The organism is Mycolicibacter sinensis (assembly GCF_001673565.1).
Classification (GTDB): domain Bacteria; phylum Actinomycetota; class Actinomycetes; order Mycobacteriales; family Mycobacteriaceae; genus Mycobacterium; species Mycobacterium sinense_C.
Map to the genome: position 1 here is coordinate 26618 of NZ_LZMF01000105.1, position 18812 is coordinate 45429.

At 68.7% G+C, this 18812-nt stretch carries 15 protein-coding genes; 4 read left to right on the forward strand and 11 right to left on the reverse strand.

Translation table 11 applies throughout. The annotated features are described in order from the left end of the window. Positions 1-6: 6 nt before the first annotated feature. From A5648_RS15670 to A5648_RS15695, 6 genes are all read right to left on the reverse strand, one after another. Entirely contained in the window at positions 7-2097 is a 2091-nt protein-coding gene (locus A5648_RS15670) for a substrate-binding domain-containing protein (RefSeq protein WP_065025429.1), read from the reverse strand. Positions 2098-2166: 69 nt separating this feature from the next. Beyond that, a complete protein-coding gene (locus A5648_RS15675; RefSeq protein ID WP_065025430.1) occupies positions 2167-4356 on the reverse strand; it encodes a malate synthase G in 2190 nt (729 codons plus the stop codon). Positions 4357-4405: 49 nt separating this feature from the next. Continuing rightward, on the reverse strand, positions 4406-5290 hold the full coding sequence (locus A5648_RS15680) for a 3-methyladenine DNA glycosylase (RefSeq protein WP_065025431.1): 885 nt from the start codon (positions 5288-5290) through the stop codon (positions 4406-4408). After that, the gene (locus A5648_RS15685) at positions 5283-6353 is read right to left on the reverse strand and encodes a hemolysin family protein (RefSeq protein ID WP_065025432.1); all 1071 of its coding nucleotides are present in this window, start codon (positions 6351-6353) and stop codon (positions 5283-5285) included. Before A5648_RS15685 ends, A5648_RS15680 begins: the two co-directional genes overlap by 8 nt. Then, positions 6346-7692, reverse strand: coding sequence for a hemolysin family protein (locus A5648_RS15690; protein ID WP_065025445.1), 1347 nt, complete (start codon positions 7690-7692; stop codon positions 6346-6348). The genes A5648_RS15685 and A5648_RS15690 overlap by 8 nt, the downstream gene beginning before the upstream one ends. A gap of 79 nt (positions 7693-7771) precedes the next feature. Beyond that, positions 7772-9208: a GuaB1 family IMP dehydrogenase-related protein gene (locus A5648_RS15695; protein WP_065025433.1), complete on the reverse strand. Its 1437-nt coding sequence runs from the start codon at positions 9206-9208 to the stop codon at positions 7772-7774. A 742-nt stretch (positions 9209-9950) separates the two neighbouring features. Here A5648_RS15695 and A5648_RS15700 point away from each other — a divergent pair. The 3 genes from A5648_RS15700 to A5648_RS15710 are packed head-to-tail and all read left to right on the forward strand — an operon-like array spanning position 9951 to position 12970. After that, positions 9951-11027 carry a histidine phosphatase family protein gene (locus A5648_RS15700; RefSeq protein WP_065025434.1) on the forward strand — a complete coding sequence of 359 codons (1077 nt, stop codon included), beginning with the start codon at positions 9951-9953 and terminating at the stop codon, positions 11025-11027. Positions 11028-11039: 12 nt separating this feature from the next. Further along, positions 11040-12101, forward strand: coding sequence for a histidine phosphatase family protein (locus A5648_RS15705; protein ID WP_065025447.1), 1062 nt, complete (start codon positions 11040-11042; stop codon positions 12099-12101). Further along, positions 12098-12970 (forward strand): alpha/beta fold hydrolase, encoded by an 873-nt coding sequence (locus A5648_RS15710; protein ID WP_207511733.1) that lies wholly within the window; start codon positions 12098-12100, stop codon positions 12968-12970. Before A5648_RS15705 ends, A5648_RS15710 begins: the two co-directional genes overlap by 4 nt. Here the strand turns inward: A5648_RS15710 and gndA are convergent. From gndA to A5648_RS15725, 3 genes are read right to left on the reverse strand one after another with little or no spacing between them, the layout of a single operon-like run. Beyond that, on the reverse strand, positions 12967-14415 hold the full coding sequence (gene gndA / locus A5648_RS15715; protein WP_065025435.1) for an NADP-dependent phosphogluconate dehydrogenase: 1449 nt from the start codon (positions 14413-14415) through the stop codon (positions 12967-12969). The genes A5648_RS15710 and gndA overlap by 4 nt on opposite strands. A 54-nt stretch (positions 14416-14469) precedes the next feature. Beyond that, the gene (locus A5648_RS15720; protein ID WP_065025436.1) at positions 14470-15408 is read right to left on the reverse strand and encodes a M56 family metallopeptidase; all 939 of its coding nucleotides are present in this window, start codon (positions 15406-15408) and stop codon (positions 14470-14472) included. A 14-nt stretch (positions 15409-15422) separates the two neighbouring features. After that, positions 15423-15839 carry a BlaI/MecI/CopY family transcriptional regulator gene (locus tag A5648_RS15725; protein ID WP_065025437.1) on the reverse strand — a complete coding sequence of 139 codons (417 nt, stop codon included), beginning with the start codon at positions 15837-15839 and terminating at the stop codon, positions 15423-15425. A 121-nt stretch (positions 15840-15960) separates the two neighbouring features. Here A5648_RS15725 and A5648_RS15730 point away from each other — a divergent pair, with 121 nt between their 5' ends. Beyond that, positions 15961-16374, forward strand: a complete 414-nt coding sequence (locus A5648_RS15730; protein ID WP_065025438.1) for a PaaI family thioesterase — start codon at positions 15961-15963, stop codon at positions 16372-16374. A gap of 5 nt (positions 16375-16379) precedes the next feature. On the opposite strand, the gene A5648_RS15735 is transcribed toward A5648_RS15730, so the two are convergent. Together A5648_RS15735 and A5648_RS15740 are read right to left on the reverse strand one after the other, a co-directional pair. After that, positions 16380-17768, reverse strand: coding sequence for an NAD(P)/FAD-dependent oxidoreductase (locus tag A5648_RS15735; RefSeq protein WP_065025439.1), 1389 nt, complete (start codon positions 17766-17768; stop codon positions 16380-16382). Between the two features lie 108 nt (positions 17769-17876). Beyond that, positions 17877-18548 carry an SDR family oxidoreductase gene (locus tag A5648_RS15740; RefSeq protein WP_065025440.1) on the reverse strand — a complete coding sequence of 224 codons (672 nt, stop codon included), beginning with the start codon at positions 18546-18548 and terminating at the stop codon, positions 17877-17879. Between the last annotated feature and the right edge of the window lie 264 nt (positions 18549-18812).

Below are 18812 nucleotides of genomic sequence, written 5' to 3' on the forward strand. Positions count from 1 at the left end.
CGAGGCTCAGCTCAGCAGCGTGTTCAGCGCGCCGGCCAGGTCGGGGGAGTTCGCCCCGCGCAGGTTCTGGTAGCTGCCGCCGGACAGCTGAGCCACCGCCTGCCACGTGGCCCGGTCGGCGTCAGCGCCGAAGTCGATGACGTTGACGGCGACCGGGCGCTCGGGATCGGTGTTGGCCCGGATGAACTCCTGCAGTCCGGGGCCGTCCAGCGTCCGGTCGGTGTGCGGGCCCGCGGTGATGACCAGCACGGAATTGCTCTGCCCGCCACGATAATTGGCCAACGCCTGGTTGTAGACCAGCCGCAGGGTGGTGAACGACACCGCGCCGCCGGACGTCGAACTCAGGCCATCGAGTGCCGCGACCAAGGTCTCGGCCCGGGTACCGCCGTTCGCCGGCTCGTCGAGGGGGCCGGCGGTGACCACGTTGCGGCCCTCCACGCCGTCAAAGGCCCACAGGCCCACGGCGGAATGCGGCGGCAGCGCCTTGATCCGTTGATCCAGGGCGGCGATCACGTGGGCCAGCCGGGTCTTGCCGCCCTCGTCGGTGGTCATCGACTCGTCGAGCATGATCGTCACCGCGGAGCTGCCCGGCAGCGTGGTGAGCGCATTGGCCAGCGTGGCCCGCATCGCGTCATCGCCCACCGACAGGGTGTCGGTCACCGCCGGGAACCCGGTGACGTCACTGTCGGGCGGCGCGACGCCTTCCACCCGGAATCCGGCTTTGGCCAGCTCCGCGAGCTGATCGGGTTTGCGGGCGAACCGGGCGAATTCGCTGGCGGCGCTGACCTGTTCCTGCGACAGCCACGACCCGGCGAGCAACACCGTCGGGTAGTCGGCGACTGGCACCGGCCCCGGCGGCAGCCAGGAACCGAGCGTGCTCGCCGGGTCCGAGAGCGATTGCCCTCGGGTGAACAATTGCTGCTCGGTGGTCACCACCGCGTGCACCGGCGCAGCCGCGGGAACGCCTTGGCGCAGCAGGACGTTCATCGCCTCGGCCAGCGAGCTGTCGGCGAGTTGGGGCTGGGCGCCGGCCAGCCGGTGCACCGCCCCGGTCCCGTCGGTGGCAGGGGCGTCCTTGGGGGCGGCACCGGCCGCCACCGCCTCGCCGGCCAGGAAAGCGGCGTCGGCGTTGCCACCGATCGGCAGCGCCAGCCGCAGCTGGCCCCAGCCGGGCAGCCCGAGCCGGCCCAAACCGTCGGGGTCGGTTTGCAGCTCCGGCAGGTTCGCCCAACTTTGCTTCTGCAGAGCGGGCTTGAGTTCGGGGCGGACCGCCAGCAGCACCGGCGAGGTGACCAGCGAACGACTGTCGCTGACGGTTTCCGCACCCGCGGAGGCCTGCAGGCGGGCCGCGGAAATCGAGCTGCCCGGAATCCATAGTGCCGGACGCTGGCCCAGCTGGGCCGGCCAGTCACCGATGAAACCACTGACGACGGCGTCGGAATCCACCGGCTTGACTTGTACCGAGACGCAGCGATCGCCCACCGGCTTGGCGGTCTTGTTGAACCGATCGGCGAAGCCCTGGACGTGATCGGCGATCGAGGGGTCCGCGACGACGGCGACGGTCAGGTCACCTTCGGCGCAGGCGCCCGCGGCGACGGCGGAACGATGCGACAGCGAGTTGCCGAAGAAGCGCCACAGGATCACCGCGCCCACCACGACGATCACCGTCACCAGCGCGGCGATCACACCGACGCTGACACCGCGGCGCGCGGTGTCGTTGCGGTGCCGGCGCCAGCGGTCGAGGTTGCGGCGGCCGCCGCGCGGTTCGTCCCGCGCGGCCGACGACGCTTCGCCCGCACGGGCATCGATGGCACCGAAAGGCCCGGTGCGATAACGGGTTTCTTCCTCGTCGTGTCCGCCTCGGCGCATGTACTGCGCCGGGTCGGCGTCATAGGCCGCTCCGCCGCCGAACGACTCGCCGCCGAACGACTCGTCGTAGAACGCGTCGTGATAGTCGTCGACGTACTCGTCGTCGTCCGGGTCGCCGAAGCCGACCGGATCCGGCGCTGAGGTGTCGTCGGCGCTGTAGTCGGCCTCGTCGCGCCCGAGCGGGTCCTCGTCGAAATCGTCCGGACCGGGGAAACTGTGCCTACCCACGGTGGATGCGTCCTCTCCGCCCGGTCAGCTCTCCGGTCACGCTCAATACCACTGAAGATCCGCCTAGGGTCAGACGCCGGCTCGGGCTTTGAACTCTCGGCGACGCCGGTGCAGGATCGGCTCGGTGTAGCCGTTGGGCTGACTGGTTCCCGACAGGATCAGCTCGCGCGCGGCCGCGAACGCGATGCTGTCGTCGAAGTCCGGGGCCATCGGCAGATAACTCGGGTCGCCGGCGTTCTGCCGGTCCACCGCCGGGGCCATCCGTTCCAGGCTGGACTGCACGTCGTCGGCGGTGATCACCCCGTGCCGCAGCCAGTTCGCCAGCAGCTGGGACGAGATCCGCAGTGTGGCACGGTCTTCCATCAGGGCCACGTCGTGGATGTCGGGAACCTTCGAGCAGCCCACACCCTGAGAGATCCAGCGCACCACGTAGCCGAGGATCGACTGACAGTTGTTGTCGACCTCCTCGCGGATCTCATCGGGGGCCCAGGCCAGGCCCTCGGAGAGCGGGATCGTCAACAGCTGATCGATTGTGGCGCGACGCTTTCCGGCCAACTCCTGCTGCACCTCGGCGACGTCCACCTGGTGGTAATGCATCGCGTGCAGGGTGGCGGCGGTCGGCGAGGGCACCCACGCGGTGCTCGCGCCGGCGCGCGGGTGTCCGATCTTCTGCTCGACCATGTCGGCCATCAGGTCGGTCATCGCCCACATGCCCTTGCCGATCTGGGCGTGGCCGGTGAAACCGGTCGCCAGGCCCGCGTCGACGTTGTTGTCCTCGTAGGCCAGGATCCACGGCTGAGACTTCATGGTGGCCTTGCGCACCATCGGCCCGGCCTCCATCGAGGTGTGGATCTCGTCGCCGGTGCGGTCCAGGAAGCCGGTGTTGATGAACACCACCCGATCGGCGGCGGCCTTGATGCAGGCCCGCAGGTTGACGGTGGTGCGCCGCTCCTCGTCCATGATGCCGATCTTGAGGGTCGCCTGCGGCAGCCCCAGGACGTCTTCGACCCGGCTGAACAACTCGGCGGTGAATGCCACCTCGTCGGGCCCGTGCATCTTGGGTTTGACGATGTAGATCGACCCGGTGCGGCTGTTGGTAAGCGGCCCGTTGTCCTCGGAGGCGGACAGGCCGTGCACGGCGATCAGGCCGGTGAACAGCGCGTCCTGGATGCCCTCGAACACCTCGGCGCCCTCGTCGCCGGAGATGATGGCGTCGTTGGTCATCAGGTGGCCGACGTTGCGGACGAACATCAGGCTGCGACCCGGCAGGGTCACCGTCGCCCCGTCCGGCCCGGTGAACTCACGGTCGGCCGACAGCGTGCGGGTGAACGTCTTGCCGTCCTTGTTGACCTGCTCGGCCAGATCTCCCCGGTTCAGGCCCAGCCAGTTGCGGTAACCCAGCACCTTGTCGTCGGCGTCGACGGCGGCCACCGAGTCCTCGAAATCCATGATTGTGGTGACCGCCGACTCCAGCACCACGTCCTTGATGCCGGCGGCGTCGGTCGCCCCGATCGGCGACGACGGGTCGATCAGGATCTCGATGTGCAGTCCGTGGTGGGCCAGCAGCACCGCCGACGGCGACTCGGCATCACCGGTGTAGCCGACGAATTCCGCCGGCTCGGCGACCGCGGTCTCCATTCCGTCCGCGAGGGTGACCACCAGCGCGCCGTCGGTGACCGCGAAGCTCTTGACCTCGGTCCACGCACCGTTGGTCAGCGGCACCGACTCGTCGAGGAACTTGCGGGCGTAGGCGATGACCTTGTCGCCGCGCACCTTGTTATACGAGGTGCCTTTCTCGGCACCGTCGTCCTCGCTGAGCACGTCGGTCCCGTACAGCGCGTCGTACAACGACCCCCACCGGGCGTTGGCGGCGTTGAGCGCGAATCGGGCGTTGAGCACCGGCACCACCAGCTGCGGGCCGGCCTGCACGGCGATCTCGTCGTCGACGCCCGCCGTGGTGATCGTGAAGTCCTCCGGTTCGGGCAGCAGATAGCCGATCTCGGTGAGGAAGGCGCGGTAGGCCTCGGTGTCCAGGGGCTCGATCACCCGGTGCCGGTGCCACTTGTCGATCTGCGCCTGCAGGTCGTCGCGACGCGCCAGCAGTTCGGCGTTCTTGGGCGTCAGATCGGTGACGACCTTGTCCACCCCCGCCCAGAAACTGTCCGGGTCGATGCCGGTGCCCGGCAGCGCCTCGTCGGTGATGAAGTCATACAGCACGCGGGCCACCCGCAAATCGCCCACCGACACCCGGTCAGTCATGATTTCCTCCCTCATAGCCAATCCACCACCTTACCGGCCGACGGCACGGCTATCCGCATCCGGCGACTGCCAACAGCAGGTCACACCGCTTGAGCAGGGCAGCGCGCAGCGGCGCGGCCCGCTGCGCGATCCCGGTTTGGCAACGAACGTATTCGGCACGGCCGGCCGGGTTTTCGATGCGGATCGGTTCGTAGCCGTAGCCACTCAGGTCATACGGGCTCGCGCGCATGTCGATCTCGCGCGCCGCCGCGGCCAGTTGCAGGCAATCCAGCAGTAATTCGGAATCGATCAGCGGCCCCAGCTTGTAACACCACTTGTACAAATCCATATTGACGTGCAGGCAACCCGGCTGCTCCCAAGCGGTTTGGGTGGCCCGGCGCGGCGTCCCGGCATTGCGCGGGGCCGCCGCCGAGGTGAAGAACCGGTACGCGTCGAAGTGCGTGCAGCGCAACGGGTTCGCCTCGACCACCCGGTCCGCTTCGGCCGCGCTGAGCCGCAGCGGAACATGGCCGTGGCGGACGGTGTCGCTGCGATACAGCATCGCCCACTCGTGCAGGCCGAAGCAGTTCAGCTGTGCCGGCCGGGCGGCGGTGGCCCGCAACAGCCGTGCGACGAACGTCACGGTGTCGGCCCGCTCCTGCAGGTAGTCCTCGGCGACCCGAACGGTCCCGTCGGCGGCCACGGCGTAGCCCCGGCGCTCCCGGTAGTCGCGCCGCGCCGGGGCGCCGGCCAGCGCCACCCCGAATCCCGGGTTCCAGCTGCGCAACTGCCGAGGACGCAGGCTGTAGTAGCTGAACAGGAACTTCGGCACCGGATCGCCGGCGGCGATCCGGCGCGACAGCGGGTCCAGGAAGCGGTCCAGGCGCAGCCGGTAGGCCGCCGCGCGGCCCTGCCACTGCTCGGTTTCCAGCGCCGGTTCGCCCCGGTCAAACATGATGCGTTCCGTCGCGGACGGTGCCGACGACGTCTTGGACCAGATCCTCGAGGGCCACCATGGCCACCACGGCGCCGTCGGTGCCGACCGCCAGGGCCAGATGACTGTTGGTGCGCCGCAGCCGGGTCAACGCATCGGCCAGCGGCAGCGAGGCGGGAAGCCGGGGCAGCGGCCGCACCACGCCGATGTCGACGATCGCTTCGGCGGAACTCCCGGGCCCCGCCGAGCTCTCGGACAGCGGCAGGACGTCCTTGATATGCAGGTAGCCGACGTATTCGCCCTGGTCGACGACGGGAAAACGCGAGTACCCGGTCTGGGCGAGGGCTTCTTCGACAGCTGCCACGGTGGGACCGCGGCCGGTGGCCGCCGCCGGAACGGTGCGGATGTCGCCGACCGGCAGCGCCACGTCGGCGACGGTCCGGGTCCGGATCTGCAGGGCGCGGGTCAACCGGGTGTACTCCTCGAGGTCGAGCAGTCCCGCCGAGACCGATTCGGCGATCATCTCGCTCAGCTCGACGGTGGACACCGTGATCTCCAACTCGTCCTTGGGCTGGACCCGCAGGGCGCGCAGGGTCACGTTGGCGCACCAGTTGTAGAACGCGATGAACGGCCGGGCGGCCGCCATGTAGATCAGGTACGGCGGGGTCAGCAGCATGGCGGCCTTCTCCGGGCCGGCGAGCGTGATGTTCTTCGGCACCATCTCGCCGAACAGCACGTGCAACGTGACCACGATCGTCAACGCGACGACGAACGCGACGGTGTGCAGCAGCGGGTCCGGGATGCCCGCCAGCCGGAACGGCGCCTCGAGCAGGTCGGCGACGGCGGGCTCACCGATGCGGCCGAGCAGAATCGAACACACCGTGACCCCCAATTGGGCGCCGGCCAGCATCAGTGACAGTTGTTCGCCGGCGCGGATCACGGTGACCGCGCTGCGCCGGCCCTGTTCGGCCAGCGCCTCAAGGCGGTCGCGCCGCGCCGAGATCAGTGAGAACTCCGCGCCGACGAAGAAGGCGTTGGCCGCGATCAGCAGCAGGGTCAACACCACGTTGAACAGGTCAGCCATCGCCTGTCCCCAGTTGGATGAGCGCCAGCAGATCGATGCGCCGGCCGTCCATCCGGACCACCCGGGCCAGCCAGCGCGGCGGGTGCGCGGACAGCTGGTCGGGGTCGAACGCGACCAGTTCGACGGTTTCGCCGGCCGCGGGAATGTGCCCGAGCTCTTGCAGCACCAGCCCGCCGATGGTCTCGTAGGAGCCTTCCGGGGCCCGGTAGCCGGTGGCGGCGGCCACCTCGTCGATGCGCAGCAGGCCCGAAACCTGCCAGCCGCCGCCGGCCACCACCACGTCCGGGGTGGCGTCGTCGTGTTCGTCGCGGACGTCGCCGACGATCTCCTCGATCAGATCCTCGACCGTGACCATTCCCGCGGTTCCGCCGTACTCATCGACGACCAGGGCCACCTGCTGACCGTTGGTTCCAATCTGTTCCATCACCGCGTCGCCGTCGAGGGTGGACGGCACTACGGCGACCGGTTGGACGACGGTGGTGACCGGGGTGACCGCCCGATCGGCGGCCGGAACCGTGAACACCTGTTTGACGTGCACGATGCCGACGGTGGCGTCGAGGTCGCCGTCCACCACCGGGAAACGGGAGAAGCCGGTGTCGATTGCGGCCGCGGCCAGGTCGGCCACGGTGTCGCCGGCCTGCAGACTCACGATCTTGGATCGCGGCGTCATCAGCTCGGCCGCGGTCAGGGCACCGAATCGCAGCGAGCCGCCCACCAGGGCTGCGGTACTGGAGTCGAGTGCGCCGCTACGCGCCGAATTGCGCACCAACGAAGCCAGCTCCCGCGGCGAGCGGGCCGATGCCAGCCGGTCGGCGGGCTCGATACCGAGCCGCTTCAAGATCCGGTTTGCCGTCCCGTTGGTCGCCTTGATCGCGACGGTGAATAGCCGGGAGAACATCAGCTGCGGCCCCGCCACCGCACGGGCGGTCGGCAGCGGGAGTGCCACGGCCAGGTTCTTGGGCACCAGCTCGCCGAAGACCATGGACAGCGAGGTGGCGATCACCAGGGCCAGCACCAACGCCACCGCGGCGGCGGCCGACTCGGACAATCCCAGTAGGGAAAGCGCGGGACGCAGCCACCGCGCCAGCACCGGCTCGGCCAGGAAACCGGTGGCCAGCGTGGTGATCGAGATGCCCAACTGGGCGCCGGACAGCTGGAACGACAGGGTGCGGTGGGCGTCTTGGATGTATTTGTCGCGACGTCCGCCGCGACGGGCGTTGGCTTCCACAGCGCTGCGTTCCAGCGTCGTCAGGGAGAACTCGGCGGCGACGAAGACCGCGGTGCCCAGGGTCAGGATCAGAAACGCCAGCAGGCTGCCCACGGTGACGGCGACAGTCATGGCCACCTACCGACCGCGAGGGTCTTTGGGGGACTAGTCGCCCCGATGGGAGCACTCGCCACTATGGATCCTCTGGGTTTCACCAGCCGAACGGTAGCGGATGGCCTTCGGCGAAACCGGCGGCCGACTGCACCCCGAGCACCGCCCGCTCATGCAGCTGGGCCAGGTCGGCGGCGCCGACGTAGGTGCAGGTGCTGCGAAGCCCCGAGGTGATGTGGTCCAGCAGGTCCTCGACTCCACCGCGATCTGGGTCCAGCGCCATCCGCGACGTCGAAATGCCCTCCTCGAACAGGGATTTGCGGGCCCGGTCGAACGCACTGTCGGCGGCGGTGCGGGCGGCGACCGCTCGTTTCGACGCCATTCCGTAGCTTTCCTTGAACGGCTTGTCGTCGTGGTCGAACATCAGGTCGCCGGGGGATTCGTAGGTACCGGCGAACCAGGAGCCGATCATTACGTTGGACGCGCCGGCGGCCAGCGCCAGCGCCACGTCGCGGGGATGGCGCACCCCGCCGTCGGCCCAGACGTGGGCGCCGAGTTCGTGGGCCGTGGCCGCGCACTCCTGCACGGCGGAGAACTGCGGGCGGCCCACTCCGGTCATCATCCGGGTGGTGCACATCGCGCCGGGGCCGACGCCGACCTTGACGATGTCCGCCCCCGCGGCGATCAGGTCCCGGGTGCCGTCCGCCGACACCACGTTTCCGGCCACCAAGGGGACGCCCGGTTTCAGGGCGGCCACCGAGCGGATGGCCTGGATCGCCTTCTCCTGATGGCCGTGGGCGGTGTCGATGACCAGCACGTCCACGCCGGCCGACAGCAGTGCGGCCGCCCGCGCCGTCACCTCTCCGGTGATGCCGACCGCGGCGGCGATCCGCAACCGGCCGGCCGCGTCGATCGCCGGGGTGTAGATGCCGGCCCGGATCGCTCCGGTGCGGGTCAGCACCCCGGCCAGGGTGCCGTCGGTGTTGGTCACCACCGCGACGTCGACCGGGGCATGCTCGAGCAGGTCGAAGACCTTGCGCGGTTCGGTGCCGATCGGGACGCTGAGCAGGTCGGACATCGCGACGTCGCGAACCCGGCTGAAGCGGTCCACGCCTTCGCAGCACGCCCGGGTCACCAGGCCCGTGGGACGGCCGTCGACCGCCACCACCGCGGCGCCGTGTGCGCGCTTGGAGATCAGCGCCATCGCGGCGGACACCGAGTCGTCGGGGGAGAGCACGACCGGGGTGTCGGCGACCAGGTCGCGGCTTTTCACGAAGGCCACGGTCTGGCTGACGGCCTCGATCGGCAGGTCTTGGGGCAACACCACGATGCCACCGCGCCGGGCCACCGTCTCGGCCATCCGCCGGCCCGCCACCGCGGTCATGTTGGCCACCACCACCGGAATGGTGGCGCCCGAGCCGTCGCGGGTGGACAGGTCGACGTCGAGGCGTGAATCGACGGTCGAGCGGTTCGGGACGATGAACACGTCGTCGTAGGTCAGGTCGTAGCTGGGGTCGTACCCGCGTGCGAATCTCATCGGGCGCCCGCTCTCGGGCCGTTGGGTTCCGAGGAGCCCATCTGTTCGCCTCCACAGGGTCTGAGAGCCGGGTTTCGGGCAAACACCGGCGGCCAACGCGCTGCCGGACGAATCTTTTCGGCCCGGTCAGCCACGGTACCGCCAGCGCATCGATGGGCACCACTGAGGTTTCGGGTGCAGCGAATAGGATGAAAAATTGATCTTCCTCACAGTCGCCTGGTCGGGTAAACTCATCACGTCGTTTAGGGGATCAGATATGACGGTTAGCTGTCCTGCGTTCCGCCCGTGCGGAATCGGTGCCCCAGTGGCGCAGCGGGAATGCGCCGTCGAAAGCTATCTTCAGCGCAAGCTGCACCGGCAGTGGCGCAACCGCGGGTCGTAAGAGGCCACTCCCGAATCGGTGTCCGGCCACGGCGGCGGGCGCCCGCTGCGCACCGGTTAGCATGCCGCGTCGGTGATATCAGCCGCTCTGCTCATAAGCGGAGTGACCGGGATCGGACTCGCGAACCCCGGGCCGCCGCTAACCGGCCGCCGACACCGATCGCGCCGGTTCGTACCGGCACCAGGGTTTCGCCGGCGGCCGGAGAATGGCAGACGATTCAGCGGCCGTTCCCTCGATAGGGTTAGCTGTCAGCAATTCAGTAGGGCGCTGTCAATCCTTAGAAATGACCAAACTGCGAAATATTCGACCGCCGATTCGCAGCCAACTGAACGCCACTTTCGCCCGAAAGAGGTACGCATCATGCAGGCAAACCACCTCGGGTCGCTCGCCGCCGGTGCCGCCCTGGTCGGCGGTATCGCCGTCGCCCCGGTCGCTCCGCTGCCGGCGCCGGCGACCGCGGCGCTCCGCGATATCCAGCTCACCAGCGGCGGCGCCTCAGATGTCGTCATCGACGTCGTCCGGCACGCGCAGATGATCTCGCCGTATGAGAACCTGCTCACCCCCTCGCCGGCGTTCCCGGGAGCTCCGCTCAGCGACCTGGGCCTGCAGCAGGCGCAGGACGTCGGACAGCAGCTGTTCAACGAACTCGGTCCGGTCGCCGGGATCTTCGCCGGGCAGGGGCTGCGCGAAATGCAGACCTCCGCGCCCTTCGCCGCCCTCGAGCACATGTCGGACAACGTGCAGATCTTGCCGGGCCTCAACGAAGTCGACAGCGGCATCTACGCGCTCGACCCGATCGAGAGCCTGGGGGGCCGGCTGGCCTTTCTGACCGTCGGCGCGTGGGCGCTGGGGGCGCCGCTGGGGTTGGCGCTGGTGCCGGCTCCGGGCTCCGAAGACGGTAACGGGCTGATGTTCAATGCACGGTTCACCGACGCCATCAACACCATGTATGACCACGCCGTGGCCAACCCGATCGTCAGCGACAACGGCCAGATCACCGATGTCGCGTTCAACAGCGAGGCGTCGATCTTCGCCTGGGTGCTGATGAACGTCAAGAACCCCGACCTGCCGTTCTTCTTGAACCTCATCCAGGAGTCGCACACCGTGGCCAACGGCTTGTCCACCGTGCTGCTGCCCAACACCGGCATCGTCCAGATCGAGGGCAACCCCACAGACGGCTGGACGCTGCTCAGCTGGGACGGCCAGGCGATCCCGCAGGATCCGGATCTGCTCAGCGCCCTGTTCGTCGACGTGCGCGATCTGGTGCTGCCGTCGCAGACCGCGCTGTGGAACATCGGGGAGGCCATCCTCACCAGCGACCAGACGGCGATCATGAACGCCGTTCAGACCGGTTTCGAGCAGATCAGTTCCGCGCTCACCCAGTTCCCGGGCGCCGTCTTCAACGACATCGCCGATGCCTTCGGAAACCTCGGTTAGGAGGTGATGGCCATGCCGACAAGGTCGATTTGGCCGGCGGCCGCCGGTGTCGCCATGATCAGCGCGGGCGCCATCGCCGTCGTCCCGGCCCCGCGTCCGCTAACGGTTGCCGGTGCTTCCGTCGTACTCACCAGCGGCGAGGCTCAAGATGTCGTCATCGACATCGTGCGCCACGGCCAGCGGATGCCGCCGTTCAACGACGTCATCACTCCGTCGCCGGATCATCCCGGCCCGCCGCTCAGTGCTCTCGGTGTGCAGCAGGCGCAGGACGTGGCCGATCAGCTGCACAACGAGCTCGGCGACCACGTCGCCGGCATCTTCTCCGGGCAGGCCATCCGCGACATGGACACCGCCGCGCCGTTCGCCGCGCTGGAGCACCTGACGCCGCAGATCCTGTCCGGGCTCAACGAGATCGACAGCGGGATCTACGCCGGCCAACCCATCGCCAGCCTGTCCGGCTTCCTCTACCAGTTGACGCCGCTGCTGTGGTCGCTGCTCGGGTTGATCCTGGTGCCGATCCCGGGCTCGGTCGAGGACCCCAACGGCGTGGTGCTCAACGCGAACTTCACCGACGCCATCAACACGATGTACACCGCCGCCCTGGCCAACCCGGTGATCAGCGACAACGGGGCGATCACCGCGGTGGGATTCGACAACGAAGCCGACGTCGCGGCCTGGGTGGCGATGAACGTCAAGAACCCCGACATCTCGCTGCTGCTGCCGTTGACCCTGCAGACCATGTTCGCCAATGACGACGGATCACCGCTGTTGCCCAATACCGGCATCATTCAGATCGAGGGCAACCCCACCGACGGATGGACGCTGGTCAGCTGGAACGGGATCGCCGTCCCCGAGGACCCGGGACTACTGACGAAACTCATCATGGACTTGCGCGACCTGATCACCACACCGCAGACGGCGCTGTGGAATCTGCACGAGGCGCTGCTCGACGGCGATCCGACCGGGATCGAGGCCGCGCTGCAGACCGGGCTGCATGATGTCGGCGAGGTGTTCTGGCAGTTCCCCGCAACGGTGTTCAACGACATCGTCGACGAATTGTCGAACCTCGGATGACGACGGCGCTGCCGCGCAGCGTGCGTGAGTGGTGTGACGGCGGCCGGTGGGTGTCGACCGGCGCCGGACGGGTGTTCGTGCGCTCAGGCGCCGGAGACGGGCCGACAGTGCTACTGCTGCACGGCTTTCCGTCCTGCTCCTACGATTTCCGGTCGGTCGCCGCTCGGCTGGCCGGCCGATCCTGGCTGACCATGGACTTCCTCGGGTTCGGGTTGTCGGACAAGCCGCGCCCACACCGCTACAGCCTGCTGGAGCAAGCCGATCTGGTGCAGCACGTGGTGTCCTCGGTGACCACCGGCCCGGTGGTGCTGGCCGCCCACGACATGGGCACCTCGGTGACCACCGAACTGCTGGCCCGCGACCTCGCCGGCACCTTGGCGTTCGATCTGCGCCGCGCGGTGCTGTCCAACGGCAGTGTGATCCTGGAGCGGGCCAGCCTGCGTCCCATCCAGAAAGTGCTGCGCGGCCCGTTCGGCGGCGTCGCCGCCCGGCTGACGAACCGGCGCAGCTTCATCCGCAGCTTCGGCCGGCTGTTCTCCGCGCAGCATCCGCTGTCCCCTGAGGAGGCCGCCGCGCAGTGGGACTTGTTGTGCCACAACGGCGGCCACCGGATCGCACACCTGCTCTCGGCCTACCTCGGCGAGCGGGTGCGGTACGCGCAGCGCTGGCACGGCGCGGTGCGTGACTGGCCCAAGCCGCTGGGATTCGTATGGGGACTCGGTGATCCGGTCGCCACCACGAATGTGCTCGACGGCCTGCGTGAGCTGCGCCCCGCCGCCGACGTCGTCGAACTGCCCGGCATCGGGCACTACCCGCAGATCGAGGATCCGCAGGCCTTCACCGACGCCGTGCTGGGCCTGCTGGTTTAGGCCTGGACTTCGCTGCGGTCGCCGCTCCACAGCGTGTGGAACTTGCCTTCGGCGTCCACCCGGCCGTAGCTGTGGGCGCCGAAGTAGTCCCGCTGGGCCTGGGTCAGAGCAGCCGGCAGCCGCTCGGTGCGCAGGCCGTCGTAATAGGCGAGCGCGGAGGAGAATCCGGGTACCGGGATCCCCAGGCCGACCGCGGTGCTGACGACCCGGCGCCAGCTGTCGATGGCGGCCTCGACGGCGCTGCGGAAATACGGGGCGGCGAGCAGACTCACCAGATCGGCGTCGGTGTCGAACGCCTCTTTGATCCGGTTTAGGAACTTGGCCCGGATGATGCAGCCGCCACGCCAGATGGTGGCCAGATCCCCGGGGGTGACATTCCAGCCGTATTCGGCGCTGCCGGCCTGGATCTGGTTGAAACCCTGCGCGTAGGCGACGATCTTCGAGGCGTACAGCGCCTGGCGGACGTCTTCGGTGAACGTCGCGGCGTCGCTCGGGCGAGCGCCCAAAGACCCCGAGGCCAGCCCTGCGGCGGCACGGCGCTGGGGGACCGAGCCCGACAGCGCCCGAGCGAACACCGCCTCGGCGATGCCGGTCACCGGAACCCCTAGGTCCAGCGCGGATTTTACGGTCCAGCGGCCGGTGCCCTTCTGCTCGGCCTCGTCGACGATGACGTCGACCAGCGGCGTGCCGGTCTTGGCGTCGACCTGGCGCAGCACCTCGGCGGTGATCTCGACCAGGTAGCTGTCCAGGTCGCCGGAGTTCCAGTCGGTGAACACCTCGGCGATCTGCGGCGCGGCCAGCCCCAGCCCGTCGCGTAGCAACTGGTAGGCCTCGCCGATCAGCTGCATGTCGGAGTACTCGATGCCGTTGTGCACCATCTTCACGAAATGGCCCGCGCCGTCCGGCCCGATGTGGGTGCAGCACGGCACCCCGTCGACGTGCGCGGAGATCTCCTCCAGCAGCGGGCCCAGCGACTCGTAGGATTTTTTGGGGCCGCCCGGCATGATCGACGGTCCGTTGAGCGCACCCTCCTCGCCGCCGGAGATCCCGGCGCCGACGAAGTGCAGACCGCGGGCCGCCATCGCCTTCTCGCGGCGAATCGTGTCGGTGTAGAGCGCGTTGCCGCCGTCGATGATGATGTCGCCGGGCTCCATCGCGTCGGCGAGTTCCTCGATGACCGCGTCGGTGGCATCGCCGGCCTTGACCATGATCAGCACCCGGCGCGGCTTCTCAAGAGCGGCAAGGAATTCCGGAATGGTCTCGCTGCGCACGAAGTTGCCCTCGGAGCCGTATGCGCTCAGCAGGGCATCGGTTTTGGCGACCGACCGGTTGTGCAGTGCCACGGTGTAACCGTGCCGGGCGAAGTTGCGCGCGATGTTTGATCCCATGACGGCCAGACCGGTCACCCCGATCTGGGCGGTGCCGGCCGTTTCCGACGCGCTCATACATTCGCCTTTCGGTTGGTAGGTGATCTGCGCGCGGTACGCCCGCGGCGTGGGTTACCCCGCGATCAGTCGGTGCAGTTCGGTCAGCCACGGTACCGCGAGCGCGATCGTGGGCACCGTGAGCACCCCGGCTGCGGCGGAGTAAGCGGCGGCAGCCAGCGTGCGACTGTTGCCTCGACCCGACAGACGCTGCACCCGCAGCACCGTGTTGGGCCCGCCGGCGGCCAGCGCGCCGGCCGGGGTGGCCGACGAAGCGCAGGTCACCAGGGCGCGGGCCAGGGGAGGAGCGCCGGCCACCCGAACGGCGGCGTCGTCGGCCAGCAGTTCCACCAGCAACCGCACCGCATCCAGGGCGCTGGCGCTGCGCACGAACCGCGGGAAGGCGGTGTGCACCGCGGTGAACGCCTCGAGCACCAGATCATGGCGGGCGCGCAGATGGGCCCGCTCATGGCAGAGCAGGGCGGCCAGTTCGGGGTCGGTGAGGGCGTGCAGCGTCCCCGAGCTGAGCACCACCCGGCTGCGCACCCCGGGCAGGCAGTAGGCCAGCGGCTGCATCACCTGCAGAATCCGCAGGCCGCTGGTGCGCGCCGCCGGAGCGGTATCGGAGACACCGACCAAATCGACCAGCATGCGGTGGCGTGCCCGGCGCTGCCGGGTGCCGATCGCCACCCGCAGCACGGTCACGGTCAGTCGCAGGCCGACCAGCAGCGTCAAAGCGGACACCACCGTGTAGAAGATCCACAGCGGCCAGCCCAGCCGCTCGAGGGAGCCGAGGATCGTCGAGGTGGGCCGGCCGTCGGGACCCGGCATCAGCAGGCGGCTCGCGGTGGCGACACCGGCGCTGAAGGCCGACAGCACCGCGGCGATCGCGATGGCCTGCCAGAGCACCACCGCGGCCCGCGGGGCGCGTAACGGCCAATCGGCACGTGCTAGGAGGGCGGGCACCGGCCCCACGAGCAACAGCGCTAGGAGGGTGAAGGCCAGCGCGGACACGCTGCCAGTCTCCCTCAGGCCGTGGGTCGGCCGCCAGCGGGCAGACCGACGTGGTGTTTGGCTTCCAACTCATCGAGCGCACGGCGCAGAGCCGCGGCCTCGTCGACGCCGACGCGTTCGACGAAGTGCACCAGGGCGGCCCGGCGGTCACCGGAGTCGGCGGCTTGATCGAGAGCTTCGACCATCAGCCCGGCGACCAGCTCGTCGCGCCCCCGGACCGGGGTGTAGCGGTGCGCGCGGTCATCGCGGATCTGCGACACCAGGTTCTTCTTGGCCAACCGCTGCAGGACCGTCATCACCGTGGTGTAGGCCAGCTCTCGCTGCGCGGACAGCGCTTCGTGAACCTGGCGCACGGTCTGGGCCTCGGGCGCGGACCACAGGTGGTCCATCACCGCTCGTTCCAAATCCCCTAGGTGGGTTTGCTTCGCCATTTGGTAATCAACTCCCTGGGCAACGGAGCAAGCCTACCCTTAATTACTACCGGCTGTCGTATCGGCAGCTGTGGGTCTGCTGGGGTGCGTGGACCCCGAGACCGTCGTGTAAAACCATGGCATGGCTGCCAGCGGTTCCCCGCCTTCCCACTTCGCGCCGTTCGACGGCGAAATCGGCTTGGTCTTCACCGAGATCAGCCCCGAGGGCGCCAGCGCCGAGCTGAAGCTGCAGCCCAAGCTGTGCCAGCCCGCCGGCATCGTGCACGGCGGGGTGTACTGCTCGATCGTGGAAAGTGTGGCAAGCGTCTCAGCGCACGCCTGGCTTAACCGCGACGGCGGACAGGCCGGCGGCACCGTGGTCGGGGTCAACAACAACACCGACTTCCTGCGAGCGGTCTCATCGGGGACGGTGTCTGCCGCCGCTACCCCGATCCACCGCGGGCGTCGTCAGCAGCTCTGGCTGGTGACCATCACCGATGCCGATCAGCGGGTCGTGGCCCGTGGCCAGGTGCGGTTGCAGAACCTGCCCGCCTGAGCCGGCTAACTGACCGCGCGTTCGGCGCCGCGCTGCGCCTCTGCTGCCAGTACTTCGAGCTGTTCCAGTCGGGTTCGGGCGAAGGCCTGCTGCTCGGTGATGGTGAGCTGGCCGCGCCGCGTGCTCAAGAACGTCACGTTCCACGACAGCAGCGTGCTGATCTTGTTCTTGAACCCGACCAGGTAGATCAGGTGCAGCCCCAACCAGGCCAGCCAGGCGAGGAAACCGCTGAACTCCAGCGGCCCGATTTTGGTGACCGCCGAGAACCTCGACACCGTGGCCATCGAGCCCTTGTCCAGGTACTGAAACGGTTCCCGGTCGGCCGGGTCGGCGCCGCCGAGCTCGGCTTTGATGGTGCTGGCGGCATGCTTGGCGCCCTGTATGGCGCCCTGCGCCATACCGGGGACACCGTCGACGGCCGCCATGTCGCCGACGACGAAGACGTTCGGGTGCCCCGGCACCGACAGGTCGGGCAGCACCTTGACCCGCCCGGCGCGGTCGAGCTCGACCGAAGACTGCTCCGCGAGGTCATGGCCGAGCGGGCTGGCCGACACACCGGCCGACCACACCTTGCACTGCGATTCGATCCTGCGCACGGTGCCGTCGGAGTCCTTGACGGTCAGCCCGTTGCGGTCGACGTCGGTGACCATCGCGCCGAGCTGGATCTCCACGCCCATCTTCTGCAGTCGTTCGGCGGCCTTGGTGCCCAGCTTCTCGCCCATCGGCGGCAGCACGGCCGGGGCGGCATCGAGCAGGATCACCCGCGCCTTGGTCGAGTCGATGTTGCGGAACGCGCCCTTGAGGGTGTAGTTGGCCAATTCGGCTATCTGCCCGGCCATTTCGACACCGGTGGGGCCCGCGCCGACGACCGTGAAGGTCAGCAGCTTCTCCCGTCGGGCGGCGTCTCGGGAGCGCTCGGCCTGCTCGAACGCGCTCAAGATGCGGCCCCGCAACTCCAGGGCGTCGTCGATGGTCTTCATCCCGGGAGCGAACTCGGCGAACTGGTCGTTGCCGAAGTAGGACTGCCCGGCGCCGGCCGCGATGATCAGGCTGTCGAACGGGGTGTCGTAGGTGTGACCGAGCACCTCGGAGGTGACGAACTTGCCGTCCAGGTCGATGTGCGTGACGTCGCCGAGCAGGACCTGGGCGTTGCGCTGTTTGCGCAGCACGACGCGAGTCGACGGCGCGATCTCGCCTTCGGACAGAATTCCGGTCGCCACCTGGTACAGCAACGGCTGGAACAGGTGGTGGGTGGTGCGGGCGATCAACTTGACGTCGACGTCGGCCCGCTTGAGTTTCTTGGCCGCAGTCAAACCGCCGAATCCCGAGCCGATGATCACGACCTGGTGGCGTCGGCTCTGCTGCTGCGCAGTGACTTCAGGCTGGGCACTCATTGGGAATCCGGTTGCTCCTCGACGGCGACTGCGTTCACAAATACGCTAGTCGACCCGGTTGGCGCTCACCGCATCCGCTGGTTGTGGGATTAACCACTCGACGCCTGATCAGCCGAAATTGGCCAGCGCTCCGTGGCTGACGTGCAACGTCTGGCCGGTGATGTGGCGCGCGGCCGGCGTGGTCAGAAAGACCGCGAGCCGGGCGATCTCGGTGGCCGCGGTGAGCGGGGCGCTGGTCAGCCCGTCGTAACCCGGGCGCGCGCCGGCTCCGGCGGCGACCACGTTGACGGTGATTCCGCGGGTGCCGAACGTGGTGGCCTGCCCGGCGGTCCAATTCGACAAAGCGGCCTTGACCGCCGCGTCGGCGCTGCCGTCGAGCGGGTTCTCCGGCACCACCGAAATGATCGAGCCGCCCGAGCGCAGGTGATCGCCGACGGTCGTGACCGTCAGCACCGCCGAGAGCACCGTGGCGTCCAGGGCACTGCGCCAGGCGCTGGCCTGGTCGGCCAGCGAGTAGGTGCGCGGGTCGCCGCCCTGCCAGCGCGGCGCCGGGACGTTGACGATGGTGTCCAGGTGAGCGGGGAACAGCCCACGGGCCTGCAACAGGCTTGCCGGGTCGGTGTTGTCGCAGACGACGGCGTTGGCGTCGAGCTCCTTGGCGGCAACCTCGAGTTCGGGACCTCGCATACCCGCCAGCGTCACCTTGTGGCCGGCTTCGCTGAAACCTTCGGCGACGGCGCGACCCAGATCGGTGTCACCACCGGTGACCAGCACATCCATCGGTAGAACCTCCCTCGTGTTCGCAGCTATGTTACTGGACAGTAGCCGGTTTTCGAGCCAGGGGCGGAACTCGGCACAGACACGATCCGGCCACGGTCCGGAATAACCGCCGCTCAACCCGCGCTTGCGAGCGCCGCTGGGCCGATGGCGGCGACCCGCCGCGCCCGGCTCCGCCGCGCTGGCGATCGCCGCTGATATGGGGGACATCTTGTCAAGTGGGCAGGGGGAAGCGGCGGCCGCAACCGTCGCTGCGGCCGCCGCTTT

Excerpts from the sequence above, each read along its gene's own strand:
- A5648_RS15675 (WP_065025430.1), bottom strand. The coding sequence starts at position 4,356 with ATGACTGACCGGGTGTCGGTGGGCGATTTGCGGGTGGCCCGCGTGCTG.
- A5648_RS15680 (WP_065025431.1), bottom strand. The coding sequence starts at position 5,290 with ATGTTTGACCGGGGCGAACCGGCGCTGGAAACCGAGCAGTGGCAGGGC.
- A5648_RS15685 (WP_065025432.1), bottom strand. The coding sequence starts at position 6,353 with ATGGCTGACCTGTTCAACGTGGTGTTGACCCTGCTGCTGATCGCGGCC.
- A5648_RS15690 (WP_065025445.1), bottom strand. The coding sequence starts at position 7,692 with ATGACTGTCGCCGTCACCGTGGGCAGCCTGCTGGCGTTTCTGATCCTG.
- A5648_RS15695 (WP_065025433.1), bottom strand. The coding sequence starts at position 9,208 with ATGAGATTCGCACGCGGGTACGACCCCAGCTACGACCTGACCTACGAC.
- A5648_RS15700 (WP_065025434.1), top strand. The coding sequence starts at position 9,951 with ATGCAGGCAAACCACCTCGGGTCGCTCGCCGCCGGTGCCGCCCTGGTC.
- A5648_RS15705 (WP_065025447.1), top strand. The coding sequence starts at position 11,040 with ATGCCGACAAGGTCGATTTGGCCGGCGGCCGCCGGTGTCGCCATGATC.
- A5648_RS15710 (WP_207511733.1), top strand. The coding sequence starts at position 12,098 with ATGACGACGGCGCTGCCGCGCAGCGTGCGTGAGTGGTGTGACGGCGGC.
- gndA (WP_065025435.1), bottom strand. The coding sequence starts at position 14,415 with ATGAGCGCGTCGGAAACGGCCGGCACCGCCCAGATCGGGGTGACCGGT.
- A5648_RS15725 (WP_065025437.1), bottom strand. The coding sequence starts at position 15,839 with ATGGCGAAGCAAACCCACCTAGGGGATTTGGAACGAGCGGTGATGGAC.
- A5648_RS15730 (WP_065025438.1), top strand. The coding sequence starts at position 15,961 with ATGGCTGCCAGCGGTTCCCCGCCTTCCCACTTCGCGCCGTTCGACGGC.
- A5648_RS15735 (WP_065025439.1), bottom strand. The coding sequence starts at position 17,768 with ATGAGTGCCCAGCCTGAAGTCACTGCGCAGCAGCAGAGCCGACGCCAC.
- A5648_RS15740 (WP_065025440.1), bottom strand. The coding sequence starts at position 18,548 with ATGGATGTGCTGGTCACCGGTGGTGACACCGATCTGGGTCGCGCCGTC.